Origin of the sequence: Streptomyces sp. Wb2n-11 (assembly GCF_001049855.1) — a bacterium.
Lineage (GTDB): Bacteria > Actinomycetota > Actinomycetes > Streptomycetales > Streptomycetaceae > Streptomyces > Streptomyces altiplanensis.
Genome location: NZ_CVPB01000001.1, coordinates 4427693 through 4445659, shown reverse-complemented (window position 1 = coordinate 4445659; position 17967 = coordinate 4427693). Strand labels below are relative to the sequence as shown.

The 17967-nt window shown below is 64.1% G+C and carries 9 protein-coding genes; 6 read left to right on the top strand and 3 right to left on the bottom strand.

What is annotated here, in order from left to right; all coding sequences use genetic code 11:
- Complete coding sequence (locus BN1555_RS20185; RefSeq protein ID WP_093800693.1) at window positions 1-1197, top strand: DNA cytosine methyltransferase; 1197 nt, start codon at window positions 1-3, stop codon at window positions 1195-1197.
- Here the strand turns inward: BN1555_RS20185 and BN1555_RS20180 are convergent.
- The 3 genes from BN1555_RS20180 to BN1555_RS20170 are packed head-to-tail and all read right to left on the bottom strand — an operon-like array spanning window position 1181 to window position 5147.
- Window positions 1181-2065 carry a DUF6339 family protein gene (locus BN1555_RS20180; RefSeq protein ID WP_093800692.1) on the bottom strand — a complete coding sequence of 295 codons (885 nt, stop codon included), beginning with the start codon at window positions 2063-2065 and terminating at the stop codon, window positions 1181-1183. The two genes, BN1555_RS20185 and BN1555_RS20180, sit on opposite strands and share 17 nt — an antisense overlap.
- Window positions 2062-3039: a hypothetical protein gene (locus BN1555_RS20175; RefSeq protein ID WP_176710086.1), complete on the bottom strand. Its 978-nt coding sequence runs from the start codon at window positions 3037-3039 to the stop codon at window positions 2062-2064. Before BN1555_RS20175 ends, BN1555_RS20180 begins: the two co-directional genes overlap by 4 nt.
- Window positions 3036-5147, bottom strand: coding sequence for a helix-turn-helix domain-containing protein (locus tag BN1555_RS20170; RefSeq protein ID WP_255306106.1), 2112 nt, complete (start codon window positions 5145-5147; stop codon window positions 3036-3038). Before BN1555_RS20170 ends, BN1555_RS20175 begins: the two co-directional genes overlap by 4 nt.
- Window positions 5148-5795: 648 nt before the next feature.
- Here BN1555_RS20170 and BN1555_RS20165 point away from each other — a divergent pair.
- The 5 genes from BN1555_RS20165 to drmB all read left to right on the top strand — a co-directional run bounded on the left by BN1555_RS20165 (window position 5796) and on the right by drmB (window position 17967).
- Window positions 5796-6119 (top strand): hypothetical protein, encoded by a 324-nt coding sequence (locus tag BN1555_RS20165; protein ID WP_141662870.1) that lies wholly within the window; start codon window positions 5796-5798, stop codon window positions 6117-6119.
- Window positions 6120-6240: 121 nt separating this feature from the next.
- The gene (locus tag BN1555_RS20160; protein ID WP_093800689.1) at window positions 6241-11004 is read left to right on the top strand and encodes a DEAD/DEAH box helicase; all 4764 of its coding nucleotides are present in this window, start codon (window positions 6241-6243) and stop codon (window positions 11002-11004) included.
- Window positions 11001-12911 carry a UvrD-helicase domain-containing protein gene (locus BN1555_RS20155; RefSeq protein WP_093803518.1) on the top strand — a complete coding sequence of 637 codons (1911 nt, stop codon included), beginning with the start codon at window positions 11001-11003 and terminating at the stop codon, window positions 12909-12911. Before BN1555_RS20160 ends, BN1555_RS20155 begins: the two co-directional genes overlap by 4 nt.
- Complete coding sequence (locus tag BN1555_RS20150) at window positions 12908-16132, top strand: helicase-related protein (RefSeq protein WP_093800688.1); 3225 nt, start codon at window positions 12908-12910, stop codon at window positions 16130-16132. Before BN1555_RS20155 ends, BN1555_RS20150 begins: the two co-directional genes overlap by 4 nt.
- Window positions 16129-17967 carry a DUF1998 domain-containing protein gene (gene drmB / locus BN1555_RS20145; RefSeq protein ID WP_093800687.1) on the top strand — a complete coding sequence of 613 codons (1839 nt, stop codon included), beginning with the start codon at window positions 16129-16131 and terminating at the stop codon, window positions 17965-17967. The genes BN1555_RS20150 and drmB overlap by 4 nt, the downstream gene beginning before the upstream one ends.

The following is a 17967-nucleotide window of genomic DNA, read 5'->3' as shown; positions in this document are numbered from 1 at the left end:
ATGACCGCCCCCGCCTCGCACGAGTCCCCTGCCGCACCATTCAAGATCGTTGATCTCTTCGCCGGGCCGGGCGGACTGGACGTCGCCGTGCGACAGCTGGACCTGGTGGAACTGGTGACCGGCATCGAGTGGGATGCGGACGCATGTGAGACCCGCACAGCAGCAGGGCTGCTGACCACGCAAGGTGATGTGCGTGACTTCGGCCCCGAGGACTTCCCGTCCGCCAACGTCCTCGCGGGCGGGCCGCCGTGCCAGACGTACACCGTCGCCGGCGCCGGCGCCGGACGCCGCGCCTTGGAAGAAATCCTCACCCTGGTCAAGCGCATGGCTGCCCGTGAGGACATCAGTGAACACATCAAGAACCTGGACGACGAACGAACAGGTTTGGTGCTGGAACCCTTGCGGTGGGCACTCGCCGCGATCGACAGAGGCCGCCCTTACGAGGCGATCGTGCTGGAGCAGGTACCGGCCGTACTGCCCGTGTGGGAAGTGGTGGGTGAAGCTCTCAAGGATGAGCACTACTCGGTCGTTCACGGCATACTGCGCACGGAGGAATACGGGGTGCCGCAGACTCGCCGTCGCGCCATTCTCATCGCTCGCTATGAAGGCAGGGACCGGGCCAACAAGGTGCGGGCGAGCCTGCCCACGCCGACGCACCACCCGTACAGAAAAGGCATGGAACGCCCGAAAGCGAGCGGGGGATTGCAGCCCTGGGTGACAATGAACGACGTGCTCAAGTGGCCGCAGTCGTTCGAGGTGATCTCCAACTACGGAACGGGCGGCGACCCCAAGGCCCGCGGACGACGTACCTCGGACGAACCGTCCGCCACTGTCACCGGGAAGATCTCCCGCAACCGGGTCGTAGCGGCCGACGGCACGGAATCCCGGTTCACCGATGCCGAGGCAGGACAGCTGCAGACCTTCCCGGCCGACCACAAGTGGTCCGGTCGCGGCATCGCACAGCAGATCGGCAACGCCATCCCGCCACGCCTTGCTCTCCATGTCCTCGCCGCAGCCCTCGACCTCGGCGAGGAGAGGCTCAACAACGCCATCGCCGCTTTGGAAGCGTCCGTGATTCCCGGGACGCGACCCGGGCACGAAGGTCGCCCGGGCCACGTACCGGCCCCCGCTCGGGTGGAACTGGAAGTACCAGGACCTGCCCGAGCGCAGCCGGAGCTGGTCAACTCGCCTCAGTGACCTTTCCTCGAATCTTGGCATCCGCGAACAGTTCCTCGAAGTAGCGAACGAGAGTGTCCACTGCCTTTTCCGGTACCGGGCCGTCAGCAGGGCCGTCCGGAAGAAATTTGCGGGGCACCGGCGGAGCCGAATCGGCCTCGTGGATCCAATCTTCGAGAAGGCTGCCGTCCCACTCGTCATCCGGCGCGAACACGTCGTACATCAACGTGCTTGCGGCGGTATTGGCGACGGCAGCCAGGGCGTTCACCTCGCGGCCCTTGCTCGCCATCTCCTTCTCCACGAGCCGTATCAGCGCCTGGGCCGTGGGCCGGTGGTCGATGATGTCGAGTCTCAGGACTGTATTGAGGACGTCCTGGTTTCCGCACGCCACCTGCACCGGGCGGTAGTCGGCCCCGTCACGGAACAGTTCGGCGGCCCACCACAGGCGTGAGAACGCCTGCGTGTAGTGAGCACCGCGGAAGCGTTCGGCGGCGACCATCGGAGGAAGACCGTCCTTGCCCCTGGCCGGCAGGTGACGCCACACGACATAGTCCGGAGCGACACACAGGGCGATGAAGTTCCACAGTCTCGCGTCGGCCGCTTCTCTGCGGGTCAGTCGGAGAGCGGCGTGCATGCGTGGAGCCAGCCAGGCATCCGCCTTCGTGCGCACATCGTCGTGATAAAAGTGCATGACGTCGTCGATCAGGTCCCTCAGCGGCTCGACGTCCAGCCGGGTGCTCGTGCCGTCGAGCAGCTCAGCGCTTTTGTTCAAGGCGATGCAAGGAGGGTTCTCCTTACCGGCCAGCACACCCGTGCTCAAGTTTTTCGCGGCATTGGCATCGGAGAGCAGCGCCAGGCGGTCCGGCATGTGCTCGGGCTTGTCGGTCACGCCTTACTTCCTTTCTGAGACGTTTCGAGGACTCTGACTGCCGTGCCGAGATGCCTGGCGACCTTGGCCCGGCGTGTGGCGGCGTAGTTGATGCGCGACTGCAATTCGTTCCACCCCGAGGACTCGCTGCGCCGAGCATGGATCTCACGCAACGCGTCGGCTCCGGACTGGTCGGGCAGTACGTCGGAAAGCATCCCCCGCAGTACCGCGTCTCGCCAGCCGCCCGGCCACTGCGGGTTTCCTTCAGCATCCACTTCGAGGTCGCTGACGGCCGAGTGGAACACCGCAGTCCAGACATCGGTCGCGATCTGCGCCGCAAGCATGTCCCGGACGGCCTTCTCCATCGGACTCCCATTGGAGTTGAGGAGTTCCGCAATACCTTCGAAACTCGTATTCAGGTAAACGGTGGGCAGGTCACCCGACGTCTCGATCAGCCACGGAGAATCCTTGAAGGGTCGGAGCCACTCGTGCGGCCCGTCACGGAAGTCGACCTCGTCGACCTGAAGTTCATTTCGTCGGACCGGGGTTCGGGCCGTGAAGTCCACCAGCCAATTGTCCTCGGACCGACCGATGACGCGTCCCCGCACTCCCTCGACGGTCGCGACAACCATCACGGAGAGTTCTGCCTGACGGCGGTACGCGGATTTCCAGAACCGAAGCTGTCCGGCCCACGTCGGGCTTCCACTCGACTCCTGTTCGAGGAGGGTGGTTGTACGGGAGTTGGTGGCCTTCTCTGTCAGTACGGCGATGACCGACACGTCGCTCCAGGGCCCGACGGACAGCTCCTTCGCGGGCAACGTGGCTGTGATGCTCAGCCGGGAGGACTCCCAGTCATCCCGCTCGACCTGATGGAGAGCGACCACACGCTCCTGATTCGAGAAGACCGAGGTCTCCAGATCCGTCCGGTCCTGCCTCACCGCGGTCACACGGAACGTGACTTCGCCCGCCAGCGTTCTGTACGGAAAAACCCTCATTCGGCAGCGCCCCTTGCCCTCTGCAGTTCAACGATCAGACCGGCCAGGTCGGCGCGGACCGGGTGGGTGGACACATCCGTCGTTCCGGCGAACGTTGCCGTCCGTGCGCCTGCTTTGAAGTGCAGTACACCATCAATGACTTGGCAGTTCTCGAGCGCGACGATCTCCGACCATCCGACGGAAGGCCTGCTGCCGGAGCGGACGTCGAACCTGGCTGCAGGGCTCATCACCCAGGGGTCCTGCCGCGCGGGCAACTTGACCTCGGCCTTGACATGCCAGGCCCCGAATGAATCGACTTCGGCGTCAAGGTCCCGGATCGCCGGGAAACTGCTGCTCCTGGTGCTTCCGACGGGGCCAACGTCGAGCCGCAACAGGTCTCGGAGCGCCTTGGGGCCGTCCTGGTTCTGATCCTTGCGTCGCCCCACGAGTTCCCGTACGGCTGCGTTGGCGGCCTTCGTGAAGGCGGAGATACGCCGGTACGCCGTGGGCGAGTAGCTTGCCCACAGCTCTTCGGTCTGTCCCCATTTATTGTGTTCGGGGGGCTCGGACGCGCGCAGGAAGGCCTCGGCCCGATCGGCGTTTTCCACGGCCGCTCCCGCCGCATGGCCAGCCAGAAGCACCGCCTGGAAAGGGTTCGTACCGAGAGAGAGATCGGGCACCCTGGCCGACTTCACTGTCATACGGCTGCCGCGCATGCTCACCAGCTGGTTGGGCTTGCCGTCGCCGTCCTCGGCCGCTGTGACCAGTAGGACAGCCTGGTGCTCGACCGTTCCCTTTCTGCCACCGAGCTCCGGCACCTTCAGAGGCACGCGTGCCATGGCGACCTGTCCGGCATCGGTGAGGCGCTCGACCGTGGTGCCGTCGAAGTACGCTTTGAGCGCCCTCGTCCGCGACGGCTGCGCGAGCTGTGGGTCAACGCGCTCTTCCTTGACCACCACTTGGCCGTTCCTCAGAGTTCGAACCGATGCCTCCAGAAGCGGAGCCACCTCCTTTCCGGAAGTCATCGCGGCCCAGAAATTGTTGGCGAGCGCCGTCACCAACCTCTCGTGCATCGACTGCACGGTCTGCTCGTCCCTGCCGTCGTCCTCACCGGCCACATCGTTGAACATGCTCGCGACGTCGTGGGCACCGACAATCAAGAACGAGGTGCCGGGTTCGGAACTCTCACGCGTGAGGTGCAGCCGTGCGACCGTTTCCTCGTCCGCCCACCAGGAACGCGCAACGTTCTCACTGCCGGGCGCCGTGTCCGGTTCACCGAGCCACGCGGGCCCCGCGAAGGGCACACCGTCGACCACTCGCCAGGGAAGATCAAGCCGGCCGATGAGCCGCCGTTCGGTGCGCCCTTCGTGCGACACGGACAGAGTCGAATTGATCAACACCATCCCAAGGCGACTGGCGGCCCACAGAGTGGCCTTCCCCAGCCCGTACGAGCCACCCGCACTGTCGTCGGATTTCCGACTGTCGAGCTGGCGACGAACGACCGCGGCGAACCGACCGTCCTCGTAATCGTCTCCGGTGAGTCCCGAGGCATTGTAGTCATCGACCCTCAGGAGAATGAGTCGATCACGCTCATTCATCTCCTTCAGTCCTTCGGCGATGACCCTTCCGACCTTCTGCTGCTGAGCGGCGGCAGTTTCGTAGTGAGGGTAGAGGTCGTCCCAGCCAATGGCTTCACGGAAGCTCGCCAAGACCTCACCCGTCAACTCGTGCAAGATGTAGCGAACTCGGACGGGCTTCGTTCGGTCGAGCCGCTCGTCCAAGCTGTTCTGGGTGGCTTCGCGCGCCAAGACCTCCACGTCGGCCTCGAAGGCAAACGCGGCAGCATTCCCGAAGTCCCGCCCGCCGTCGGTATATGCGGGCCGGTGGTACCAGGAGATCGGCCGAGTGGAGACAGCATCCGTCGTGCGGGTGTGGATCGTCCCGGGATCGGTCCCGATCGCAGCCGCGATGGCGCGCATCGTCTCCTCGCGAGGGACAGCTCGCCCCGTGATCCATGCCGAGACAGCAGCCCGCGTCAGCCCGACTCGCTCAGCAAGCTCGGCCTGGCTGATGCCCAGCCGTCGCAACTGACGGGCGAGCCAAGGCCCGAAGTCTTCTCCACCGTCCACCCGTGACCACTCCTCAGCTGGTATTGACAACACCAAGTTGATCCAACCTAGCAGTTCATTTGACGCGCACGCCTCTGTAAACCACTGGTTGACGCGACACTGTGTGCACATTGAAGCTCCCCCCGTCGAGAGATCGACAAGACATGACACACATGTCCGTATTCGATGGGCTTTGAGAATTATTCGACCCTGCCATTCGATCAGCCGAACAGGAACAAGCGGACGGTCGAATTCCACTTCAAGCGGTGAACGCCGCAAGCGGCTCGACCGATCTCCTTTTGCCCCCTCTTTCCTCCCGCACCGAAGGCACACTTGCCAAACAGGCATTCACGTGCCTAACGTTGCGTCAGCTCTACCCCGCGCTTAGGGCCACATCTACTGCGCAGGGTTACGTGGCCCACCCTCATCCACGGGTTGGTCCAGCACTTATTATCTGACGCGGAATTCCGCGAAACGGAGTCACCTACGGCCGGAAAATCGCTTCGCTGCCACCCCTTGCGGTACGGCGCCTTTCCCCCTATGGTCGAATTCTCGACAGCCCCACCTGTCACTTAGTAGGTATGCCCCGGTACGGGTGCATGAACTTCCAGAAACAGAGCCCCATGCATTTATCCGGGCGAATGATTTCGACAGAAAGTGGGGCCAGTGATGGCTGATGATTCCGAGCTGAAAAAGATGCGCCGGTTCGTGGCTCAGTACGAATCCTGCGAGGACCCGGACCTGCAGTCCGATTTCCTCGAACAGAGCGGCACCACGTTCGAATCCGTCAGGCGCTACCGGCAACTCGTCGCGGCGGCCGACCGTGGCCGTGCAGCCACCCGGGCTGCACGCAAGGGCATTCGAACGGCACGGAGCCGCGGCCGACGCAACCGCCCCACGCCGGTAGCCCCTCCCGGGCGCCCACGGAACCGCCGCCGCCGTTCTGGCGTCACCGTGATCATCACGGTGCACATCGTGGTCGAGCGGTCGTAGCCCGACGCGCTGTCGGATTTCCAGGCCATCTTTTACGTGAGTTGCCGGCCACGCTCAAAAGTCGTGGCCGGCACTCCGGTTTCTCCAGCGTCTCGTCAGCAGCCACAGAAACGGAAAACCCGTGAGCCACTCCGATCCGGCGGACGCCGCAAACATTTCACCCGTGATCAAGAAGATCATCGAGCAGTCGGCACGTGTCCTGGAGACCTACCGTGTAGATCCCGGACTTGTCCAGGAGCACGCGAACGGCGAGCGCCGGATCACTCAGGGTGGTTATGGAGACCGACAGCTTTTCGAGTTGGTCCAGAACGCCGCCGACGAGATCGCGAACGAGCCCGGCGGAAAAGTTCACGTTGTTCTGACGAATTCGCACCTCTACTGTGCGAACGAGGGAACAGAGGTCACCCCGGAAGGTGCGGAGACCATTCTCCGAATGAGCGTATCAAAGAAGAGGGGTGGCCAGATCGGGCGATTCGGCGTAGGCGTAAAATCCATTCTTGCCGTTACTGACGCCCCTCAGTTCTTCAGCCGGTCAGGGAGTTTTGGATTCGACCGAGAATGGGCACATTCGGAAATCAGCAAGGCCAGTGGAGTTGCTACTGACAGCAATCACGAGACACCCGTACTACGCATGGCACGCCCCCTCGACGCCGCCGGGGAGAGAGCGGCCGACCCCGTGCTCGACGGGCTCCTCGGCTGGGCCACAACCGTGGTACGACTCCCGCTGGTCGACGGTGCGGCGGAGCGGCTGGCTCGGGACATGCACCAGGAGAAGGACAGTGAACGGCGAGAGTTCCCCGCGCGCTTCCAGCTCTTCTCCCACCACGTAGGCACAGTGATCCTGGAGGATCGCCGTCCGATGCCACCGGTGCGTCGTGAGATCACAGTTGAGCACGAAGGCTTCAGTCACACCATTCACGAGGAGCGGACCGGACAGCGCCCCGCACGGAGCGAATGGACCGTCTTCACCAAGCCCCATCGTCCCACTGAACTCGCACGAGCCAGCGCCGGCGAGATGCATGACCGCGGAACGATCGACATCGCCTGGGCCGTGCCGACGTACAAGGGCGACGAGGTGCTCAACGCGCAGCGCGGGCGGGGAGAGTTCTGGTCGTTCTTCCCGACCAAGTACCCCATGACGCTGAGCGGTGCGCTCAACGGCGCGTGGAAGACCAATGAAGACCGTCAGAACCTACTCGACGCCAGTCCTTTCAACCAAGAGATCATTCAAGTCGCGGCCCGGCTCGTCGTGGACTCCCTGCCGCACCTCGCCCCGGCACAGGACCCGGGCGCCTATCTCCCCCTCCTGCCCGGTCGTCCTCGGGAGTCGGAAACCCTGAACTGGGCGGACCAGTACCTGACCGAGCAGATCTGGCAGATGGCCGCCCAGCGTCCCTCGCTCCCTGATCAGGACGGCACACTCAGGGTTCCTCATGAGCTCAAGCTGCACCCAGACAAGGGCAAGCAGGGGAAGATCAAGGTCGAGTGGCTCCGGATGTGGAACACGTACCCGGGCCGCCCCTCCGATTGGGTCCACCCTTCGGTCGAGGCGGCGGAAATCCGTTCCGGCAAGGTGGAACACATCCTCAAGGCAGCCAAGCGGGAGCGCGCGTCGATCCGTGAGTGGCTGGAGGCGCTGGTCTCCGACGGCAGTGCGGACGGTTCGGCCGTGGCGATCCGCATTCTGGCAGAAATGATCAAGACGGCTTCCCCCTTCGCGGCCGAGGCCCGCACGGCGAAGATCGTCCTCACCGAGTCGCACGGAATGGTCGCCCCCGTCGCCGGCAAGGTTTTCCGCCGCACGGTGCAGGACGGCCTCAAGGACGACTTGGTGTACGTCAATGCGAGGCTCTCCGACGACATGTCTCTGGCGAGCTCGCTGAGTGAGCTCGGAATCCGGGAGGCTGATGCCCGCGGCCGCTTCGTCGGGGTCCTCGACCAGGGGTTCGACAACTATTCCCCGCAGGACTGGACCCGCTTCTGGGAACTCTTCCACAGTGCCGGTGGCAGCCATGTCACGACTGAGGTTCGCTCCCGTGTCGGGACGCCCATGGAGACACTGTTCGTTCGCACCGTGGACGGTCGATTTCACCGGATGAAGGACTGCATGCTCCCGGGCCCGGTGGTACCCGGCGACGGTTCGCGGGACCCGAGCATCGCCGTGGACATGAAATTCCACTCCGACGACACCGTGGTGTTCCGGGAGTTCGGGTTGCGCGATCGGCCCAGTGGTGGTCATCGTCCGGACAGCGAGCCCTGGTTCGACGAGTACCGGGTCGCGGTCTACGAGGGGTACTGCAAGACCCTGCCGAGCAACGCAACCAGGCCTCAACAGCATCGCCTCAAACTCGACGGGGCGGCGGTCGGCGGTCCTCTTCACCTCCTCCCCAAGCTCACGGACGAGGGAAGGGCCGCATTCGTCAAGGCACTGTCCGACGACAGTGTGATCGATACCTGGACCCGTCAGTTCGGGGCCCAGGCGGCCACGCGAGCCGCAGTGGCGTCGCCGATTCGATGGATGCTGCACCGTCACGGGCGGGTCCTCACTACCAAGGGCGTCGTACGACTCGGTGAGGCGGTGGGCCCACAGCTCCGCGGATACAGCGACGTCCTCCCGGTGGCGGACATCAGCCCGGAAAAGGCCCGCAAACTCCACCTGCCCGTCACGGTGGACGAGGTCCCCGAGCGCCAATGGGATCGGCTCCTGGCCCAGCTTCTGAAGAGCGAGGACGACACTTTCGTCGGCCGGACCTACGTGATGTTGACCCGTCTGGAAGTGCCCTTCCCCGAGGATTCTCTGACCCGATGCCGTGTCGGGGCCACCTGGGACACGCGGGAGGACGGCGAGATCGCGGTCGCCGCCTCCTCCGAGGAATATCAGGCACTTCGCGCCGAGCAATTGCCTGCCCTCCTGGCCGGCAGCCCGGAAGACGCGGAACTGATGGTCAAGACGTGGGGCATGTTGCGCTACGCCGATGTGATCAGCAAGGAGACGCGACACGTCGCCCCTGGCGAACCGACACCCCTCCGGGACGAATTCCCCACCTTGCGCCAGCGGCTCGGCAACGTAATCAACAACTACAGTCTGTTGCCCTGTTCGGAGCTGGAAGAGGTCTTGCGCACTCCGAATGGGACCAGGGTGACCCCGCTGACCAGTGCTCTGCAGGGCACAACGGTGCTCGTCCTGGAGCCGAAGACACCGCTGGACGCCCTGTTGGCAGCGGACAAGGAACTCCGTTGGGGCCTGGGCGAATCGGGCTGCCGTGCGGTACTGGACGCTCATCGTCGTCAGGAACAGGACCAACGACTGCAAGAGGCTCTCCGACAGGTCCGCGAGTCGCAGACCGTCGTGGAAAAGCTGGAACGTCTGATAGGAGCCGATGCTCTGCGTGGCGGACTCCCGGCCGGTTTGCTGGAGAGTGAGCGGGCGGACCTCGGGGGTACGGAACCGTCGGCTCAGCGGATCGCGCAGATGGCGTTCAACGCTCACGGCGACGGAGTTCTGCAGGTTCACGTGCGGGATCTGACCGCCGCGTATCCCAGCCACGCGCCGTCGTCGTTCACCGGGGCGACTCCCGCGGTCAAGTTCGTGGCCGACCTGGGATTCCCCGATTCTTTCGCGGGTGTCCGCGCCCCGTCGCTGGAGCCGCGGATCGACGTGGACGGGCCGTCCGAGTTCCCCCGTCTTCACGACTACCAGGAACGTCTGGCGACGAACGTCTTCGCGATGCTGGACCGACTCGCTCCCCAGCGCGGAATGCTCTCCCTGCCCACAGGAGCGGGCAAGACACGAGTGGCGGCCGAAGCGGTCATCCGATGGGTCAAGCAGAACGGAAAGCTCAACGGGCCGATCCTGTGGATCGCACAGTCCGAAGAGCTCTGCGAGCAGGCAGTTCAGAGCTGGAAGTTCGTATGGGCGAAGGTGGGAGCCGAGAGTCCTCTCGCCATCAGCCGTCTCTGGTCCACGAACGAGGCGGGACCGGTGAGCGACCGACCGCACCTGGTCGTCGCCACGGATGCCAAGTTGCGGATCTGCCTGGGGACCGACGCCTACGTATGGCTCCGCTCCGCCGCTCTCGTCATCGTGGACGAAGCACACATGGCCATCGCCCCGCAGTACACGGAGATCCTCAGTGAACTCGGGCTCACACATTCACGCACCGACCGACACCTGCTCGGGCTGACGGCCACACCATTTCGAAACACCAACGCCGAGGAGACTCACCGACTGGTCCAACGCTTCGGCGGTCGACGCCTCGACGAAGGCATCTTCGCCTCGGAGGACGCCTACGCCGAGTTGCAGGATCTGGGGATGCTGGCACATGTCACACACAAAGAGCTGACCGGTGGCACCATCGAGCTGACCAGCGACGAGAAACAGCGCGCCGATCAACTCAGTGTTCTGTCGAAAGCTGCCGAGCAACGTCTGGCGGACGACCATGACCGCAATCGTCGCATCATCGACGAGATCACCGAAATGCCCACAGACTGGCCTGTGCTGGTTTTCGCCACCTCGGTCAGCCATGCGAAATTCCTGTCCGCGAAGCTCAACGACCGTGATATTACGGCTGCCGCCGTCGACTCGGCGACGTCTACCAGCGAACGCCGGCGCCGTATCGATTCCTTCCGCCGAGGACAGACCCGAGTACTCACGAACTATGGCGTCCTCACGCAAGGATTCGATGCGCCGGCCACTCGGGCCGTCGTGGTGGCTCGGCCCACTTACAGCCCCAACGTCTACCAGCAGATGATCGGTCGCGGCCTGCGTGGACCGCGCAACGGCGGCAAGGACAGCTGCCTGATTCTCAATGTCCGGGACAACATCACCAACTACGGAAAGGCTTTGGCCTTCACCCAGTTCGAACACCTGTGGGGCACCAAGTGACCAGCACGTACACCGACAGTCCCGCTCTCACCCCGGAGCAGCAGGCTGTCGTGGAACAGCCCTGGGACGCCCGGGTCCTGGTGACCGCCGGTGCCGGAGCCGGTAAGACTCACACGTTGGTCCGCAGACTCGACGCGCTCATGAGAGACGACGAAGAGGTCCTGGAAGCGCGCGAGATCCTCGTCCTCAGCTTCTCCCGAGCAGCGGTGCGAGAGTTGCGGCAGCGGATCACCCTGCACGCCAAGGAGGCTCGACGGGTCCGCGTCCAGACTTTCGACTCGTGGGCGTACGCGCTCCTGAACAGCGCCTATCCGGACGAGGAGTGGAGTCGCTATTCCTTCGAAGACCGCATCCGCGAAGCAACCGGGGCCATCATCAGAGGGGCTGTCGAGGACAGCGAAATCGGCGCCCCCGCCCACGTGGTGATCGACGAGGTTCAGGACTTGGTCGGAGATCGGCGGGACATGGTGGAAACACTGTTGGACCACTTCCAGGACGGTTGCGGATTCACTGTCGTCGGTGACGGGGCCCAGGCAATCTTCGGTTTCCAAGTTTCCGACCCCGACACCAGGGCGGCGGAAACCAACTACTTTTTCGACTGGTTGCGCAACTCCTACGCCGACGACCTGATCGAGCTGCACCTGCCGGCCAACTTTCGAGCCAATACGGAAGAGGCTCGCACCGCGCTGTCTCTGGGACCCACACTCCAGCGGTTGTCCTCCGACACGGCCGAGTCGGGCACCGCGGGTGAGGCAGTGCATCGAGAGTTGAGGGAACGCCTCCTCGGCTGCCCCGCCTTCGGCAACCTCGACGAGCCGTTCACGATCGACTCACTCCGGGACTTTACCGGAAGCTGCGCGATCCTCTGTCGGGACAACCGCCAGGCATTGGCCCTGTCCGAGTCGCTGTTCCAAAAGGGTGTGCACCACCGCATGCAGCAATCCCTGCAGGATCGCCCCATTCCTTCCTGGGTCGCGGAGGTGTTGCGTCGTACGGGTTCATCTGCTCTGAGCGAGAACCGGTTCCGAGAGATCCTCTCCGACACCAGACTGCCCCCATCGACTGATCCGGCACTCCTATGGCGATCCTTGCGCGGCGCCGCACGTGCGACGCGCGGACTGCTCGACGTGGCGGCTGTACGACGCCTCGTAGCGGAGGGACGGTTCCCGGACGACTTGGCTGACGTAGAGCCGGCGCCACTGGTCGTGTCGACGGTGCACCGTGCCAAGGGACTCGAATTCGACCGGGTGATTGTCGTCGAGCCACCGACCATGGTCGAGTTGCGCAAGCAGCACACCCATGTGGATCCGGCAGCCGAGGCTCGGGCTTTGTACGTCGCAATGACTCGCCCCCGGGACGACCTGTTCCGCATCCCCGCTCCCCGGACAGCACAGATTCGCCGGGACCGTGCCATCAACCGGTGGTACGTGGGAGGTTGGGAGTCGTACATCCGTTACGGCATCGAGGCGGCCGGTCGGGACATTTCCCGCGAGCATCCACCGGGAACGGACGGGTTCGAGCAGGAGGCGTCGTCCGTCCAGGATTATTTGATCTCGTCCGTCCACTCCGGAGACGAGCTGACCCTTCGTCTCCAGCATGGGATGCCGATGGCCGTCGACCAGAGTCCCCCCTACACCGTCTTCCACGACGACCGGCCCGTAGGTGTGGTGTCGGAGAGCTTCCGTCAGGCCCTCCACACGACCTTGAAAATCAGCAAGAACTGGGACATCAACTGGCCGTCAGAAATCGTGGGCTTCCGGGTGGACACACTGGAGAGTGTCGCGGGAAGCAAGGCTTCCGGTACTCGCGCAGGACTTGGCGACCACGGAGTATGGGTCATTCCTCGTATGTCCGGACTGGGTCGATACAAGTGGGACAAGAATTCGCAGGAGGACCGCAACTCATGAGGAACGGCGACAACAGGCATGCCGCTCACTACGCGGTGCGCGAGGGGCTCGTCACACAGCTTCGACGAGACCTGCTCGGCCCTGGTTCCGTGGACGAGATCCTGAAGCAGGATCCACCGATCACGACCTATCCGATCGGCGTGCTGTTCCCCCGAGCAGCAAGCACATCGGTGGAGGAGGAACTCGCCGCAGAGAACGCGGAGAACGACGGCTTGGACGATGCCCCCGTACTGAAACAGAGGGACGTCGACGACACTGCGCCCGATCTGGGAGTCTCTCTCGCCAATGATCGCCGGCCGTCGTCCATGGGGCTCACGTTCGCCGTCGACCCTGCTGTCTCATCGAGTGTCGTCGTCGCCGCAGAAGCCGCCGTCTACGACCCCGTGGATGTCACCGGGCGTCCCATAGCAGCCAAACGTGCCGAAATCCGGAGTACCTCCGAACAGTCCGAACACTGGCGTCGTCGCCCGTTGACGCTCCCGTCGGTCATGATCGACGTGACTCGGCCGGGGATGCAGCCGTCGGAGACTCTTGCCGACGGCGTGGAACTCCGAGCTCTCGTTCGTCGCCCTTCCGGGCCGCGTGGGACTGTCACCGTCACCATCACGCTCATCAACGACAAGCGGATCAGCGAACGCGAGTTGCAGGACGCCTTCTGCCTGTACCAGCCTCGCCTTACCGTGACAACACCTGCCGGCGCGCGCGCATTCGTGGAGCGGCCCGCCACTCTGGGCGCTGTCGACGCCGAGCAGGCAGCCGGCAGGCTCCTTCACCGGCATGCTCCGACCTTCGCGGTGGGACACGGCTGTGCAGCGGACTGGGACTGGTTTCCGCCCCCGATCGGTGCACCGAACACTGTGCGTGCCGCTGTCTCCGAGGTCAGGACCGAATTCGTCCCCACTCACGAGGTGCTGTTGACCGACTCCAATCCGGAGATCGACGACTCGGCCCTCACCATGCACGGCCTGGCCACCCGGGCACCGGCGGAGGTGCTCGTAGCGCTCAATGAGCTGGTCACCGGATACGAGGAATGGATAGGCCGCAAGCGGACCGAGGCTGCGGCGCTCACCGGTACCGCATTCGAGGCCCCCGCCCTGGAACAGATCAAGCTGTGCGACACAGCGCTGAAGCGCATGCGTCGAGGTATCCGTGTGCTGCAGACCCAGCCGGAAGCCATGCAGGCGTTCCAGCTCGCCAATGAGGCCATGGCTCATCAGCGCGCACGGAGCTCATGGATGAAGGGTGGGCGCACGATGCCCTTGGACCTGGGCGGCGGCCGCTGGAGGCCGTTCCAGGTCTCCTTCATGCTGCTCTGCCTCGAAGGGATCGTCGACCCCAACCACAAGGACCGCAATGTCGCCGACCTGCTCTGGTTCCCGACAGGCGGCGGCAAGACCGAGGCGTACCTCGGGCTGATTGCGTTCACCACCTTCCTGCGCCGCATACGTCACAAAGCACAGGGCGCCGGCGTCACCGTCCTCATGCGTTACACCCTTCGACTGCTCACGCTGCAGCAGTTCGAGCGCGCCGCCATCTTGATCTGTGCCATGGAACGGATGCGCCTCGCCGACCAGCAGAAGCTGGGCACCGAACCCATCTCCATCGGCATGTGGGTCGGCCAATCCGCAACTCCGAACACGCTGAAGGTCGCCCGCGAAAGCCTCTACGAGTTGCGCAAGGAGAAGTCTCTCCAGGAGAAGAACCCGGTCCAGCTGCACGCGTGTCCATGGTGTGGCACCCGTCTCGACGCCCATCAGTACGAGGTGGACGAGGAAGCCCGACGCATGCACGTCCGCTGCCCCGACACGTCCTGCGACTTCCATAGTGGGCTGCCCGTCCATCTGGTCGACGAGTCCGTCTATGATGCCCGGCCCACCTTGGTGATCGCCACGGTCGACAAATTCGCCTCCATGCCGTGGCGCGAGCAGACCGCCGCTCTCTTCAACCGGGACCGCTCGGACGGCACCCCACCGCCCGAACTGATCGTTCAGGACGAGCTCCACCTCATCTCCGGCCCGCTCGGCACTCTCACCGGCCTGTACGAGACGGCGGTGGACGTCTTGGCCGACCAGCCCAAGGTGATCGCCTCGACCGCGACGATCCGACGGGCTTCGGAACAAGGAAAGGCTCTGTTCGACCGGGAGGTCTCCCAGTTCCCGCCTGCGGGCCTCGACTCCCGTGACTCGTGGTTCGCCGTGGAAACCCCCCGTGAGAAGAAGGCGAGTCGCCAGTACATCGGCCTGCTCACGCCGAGCACGAGCCAGTCGACGTTGCTCATCCGTACGTATGCGACTTTGCTTCATCAAGCAATGCGCTCCGACACGTCGCAAGAGGTGCGCGACGCCTACTGGACTCTCGTCGGATACTTCAACAGTCTGCGGCTGCTCGCCGCAGCCGAACTCCAGGTCCATGACGACGTCGAGGCGTACTTGGAGTATCTGGCCGAACGGGACGGCATCCCGAAGCGGGAAATCCTGCACCAGACCGAGCTGACCAGCCGGGCCAACTCCAGCGAGATTCCGACCCGTCTCAAGCAGATCGAGCGGAAACTGCCCCACGAAGAGACAGTGGATGTCTTGCTCGCCACGAACATGATCTCTGTGGGGGTGGACGTGGACCGACTGGGGCTCATGGCCGTCATGGGTCAGCCTCAGACCACTGCCGAGTACATCCAGGCAACCAGCCGAGTCGGGCGAAGCCACCCGGGACTAGTCGCGGTCATGCTCAACTCTTCCCGCTCAAGGGACCGTTCGCACTACGAGAATTTCCTTCATTTCCACTCGGCCCTCTACCGAGAGGTCGAGTCGACAAGCGTCACCCCTTTCTCCGCCCGCGCACGGGACCGTGGTCTGCACGCCGTCGTCGTAGCCCTTGCCCGCATTTTGATTCCCGCCGCACGCCCGAACCAAGGGGCCGGGCGGATCGACGAGTTCCGCGACGAACTCCACCAGATCATCAAGCCCGTACTGCTCAGACGGGTCGCCGAAATCGACAAGGAAGAGCACGAGGCGACCTCTGACGCCTTCGACGAATTCGTCGACTGGTGGTCTGCCGAGGCCGAGGCACACGGCGGTCTCTTCTACGAGCCCAAGCGGGGCACCAAGACCCCGGCCCTGCTCAGTCCCTTCGACGACGAGTCGAACACCGATGCCTGGGCCACCCTTTGGAGCCTGCGCGATGTCGACGCCGAGTCCGCTCTCTTCATGGAGGCATCCCGATGACCCCTCCTCCCTTCCGGCGTCGCCGCAGCGGCGGAACTCCCGAGCGCAGCTTCCCGCGACGCGGTGCTGTGCGTCGGTCACAAATGATTACGACCTACGGTGTCGGCTCATTGATCGCCGTGGACAACGAGTCCTTCATAGTGTCTGGAACCGACTCGTGGAACATCAGCGATGCCCCGACCATCTACGAGCACCGGTTGGCGCATGTCCTCGGAGTGAAGAATTTCCGGCTTCCCCCAGCTTCCGACGACACGAGCAAGGACGGCGTCCGGGTCCGACGTTTCCCTCTGTGGCACTCGTGCCCTGGCTGCAACGTCTTGCAGCACGTCCGCGGCTTCAACTCCCCGCCGGGAAAGAATGAATGCGGTGACTGCCAGGAGGAGCTTGTCCCTTCCCGCTTCGTGATGGCATGTGCCCAGGGGCACATCGACGACTTCCCGTACTGGAAGTGGGCACATCGCAACAACCGGCAGGACGGCGAGTCCGGGCGCTGTGGCGGCGAGATGCGACTGCGTACCAGTGGAAAAACAGCCTCCCTGCGCTCCATCCTGGTCTCCTGCTCCTGCGGCATTCCCGAGGTCTCCATGGAAGGCGCCTTCCGGAGAAGCGCCCTGCCGAATCTCAAGGTGCACTGCGACGGCAAGCGCCCTTGGTTGAAGGACGCACCTGTGCAGTCCTGCTCCGAAGCGCCACGAACCCTCCAGCGCGGTTCGTCCGTGGCGTGGCAACCAATCGTCAAGTCGGCTCTTTCCATTCCGCCTTACAGCGACGGTACGGCAGCCCGACTTACAGAGGAATGGGAAATTCTCCGCGGTCTCAGCCGGCCCGAAATCGAGCTCTACTTGAAGATTCGGGCCGTCCGGGACAAAGGCCCCGAGATCTCCATCGACACGGTCGTGGCCCTGTTGGAAGCCGAGAACCAGGAGGATGTCGGGGTCGACGAGGAGCAGGTCAAGGACAGCGCCTATCTCGCACTGCGCAAGCAGGAGTACGAACGCCTCAGCATCGGCAACCTCGAACGCGACCAGAACCGCGAAGAGCAGTTCATCTGCGAGCCACCGACGTCCGAAGCCAGTGATCTGCTCCCGTATGGCCTGACACGTCCCATGCTGGTCAAGCGACTGCGCGAAGTCCGTGCGCTCAAAGCATTCTCCCGAGTGGACACACAGGACACCAACGCGGACGTCCATGAAGCTCAGCTGTCGCTCACCCACCTCGACTGGCTCCCCGCGATGGAGGTCCAGGGGGAGGGCGTCTTCCTCAGGCTCGATGAGGCACGGATCGACACTTGGGCCCGCAGTGCTGCGGTCGCCGCCAGGACGGAGCGTATGCACAGCAACCACCTGCGCCAACTTCGTGAACGTGCCACCGATCCCAAGGCAGTTCCTGAATCGCCGGCCACTCCGCGCATGGTGCTGTTGCACACCCTGGCGCATGTGCTCATAAACGAGTGGAGTCTTGACGGCGGATATCCGGCCGCAGCCCTGCGGGAGCGCCTGTACGCCGACGACACCATGGCCGGCGTGCTCATATACACGGCGACAAGCGACTCTGCGGGCAGCCTGGGCGGGGTCGTTGCCCAGGGGGACCCTGTGCGTCTGGCCAACGCTCTGCGTTCCGCGTTGCACCGCGCGGAGTGGTGCTCGGCGGACCCGCTCTGCATCGAGTCCGAGGCGAGTGGCGCGGGTAGCATCAACCTTGCCGCCTGCCACGCGTGCGTCCTGCTGCCCGAGACGAGTTGTGAACAGAACAACGGCCTGTTGGACCGGGCATTGCTGATCGGAACGCCCGAGGATCCGTCCATAGGTTTCTTCAATACGGCCCTGAACCCGTGA

Excerpts from the sequence above, each read along its gene's own strand:
- BN1555_RS20165 (WP_141662870.1), top strand. The coding sequence starts at position 5,796 with ATGGCTGATGATTCCGAGCTGAAAAAGATGCGCCGGTTCGTGGCTCAG.
- BN1555_RS20175 (WP_176710086.1), bottom strand. The coding sequence starts at position 3,039 with ATGAGGGTTTTTCCGTACAGAACGCTGGCGGGCGAAGTCACGTTCCGT.
- BN1555_RS20150 (WP_093800688.1), top strand. The coding sequence starts at position 12,908 with ATGAGGAACGGCGACAACAGGCATGCCGCTCACTACGCGGTGCGCGAG.
- drmB (WP_093800687.1), top strand. The coding sequence starts at position 16,129 with ATGACCCCTCCTCCCTTCCGGCGTCGCCGCAGCGGCGGAACTCCCGAG.
- BN1555_RS20185 (WP_093800693.1), top strand. The coding sequence starts at position 1 with ATGACCGCCCCCGCCTCGCACGAGTCCCCTGCCGCACCATTCAAGATC.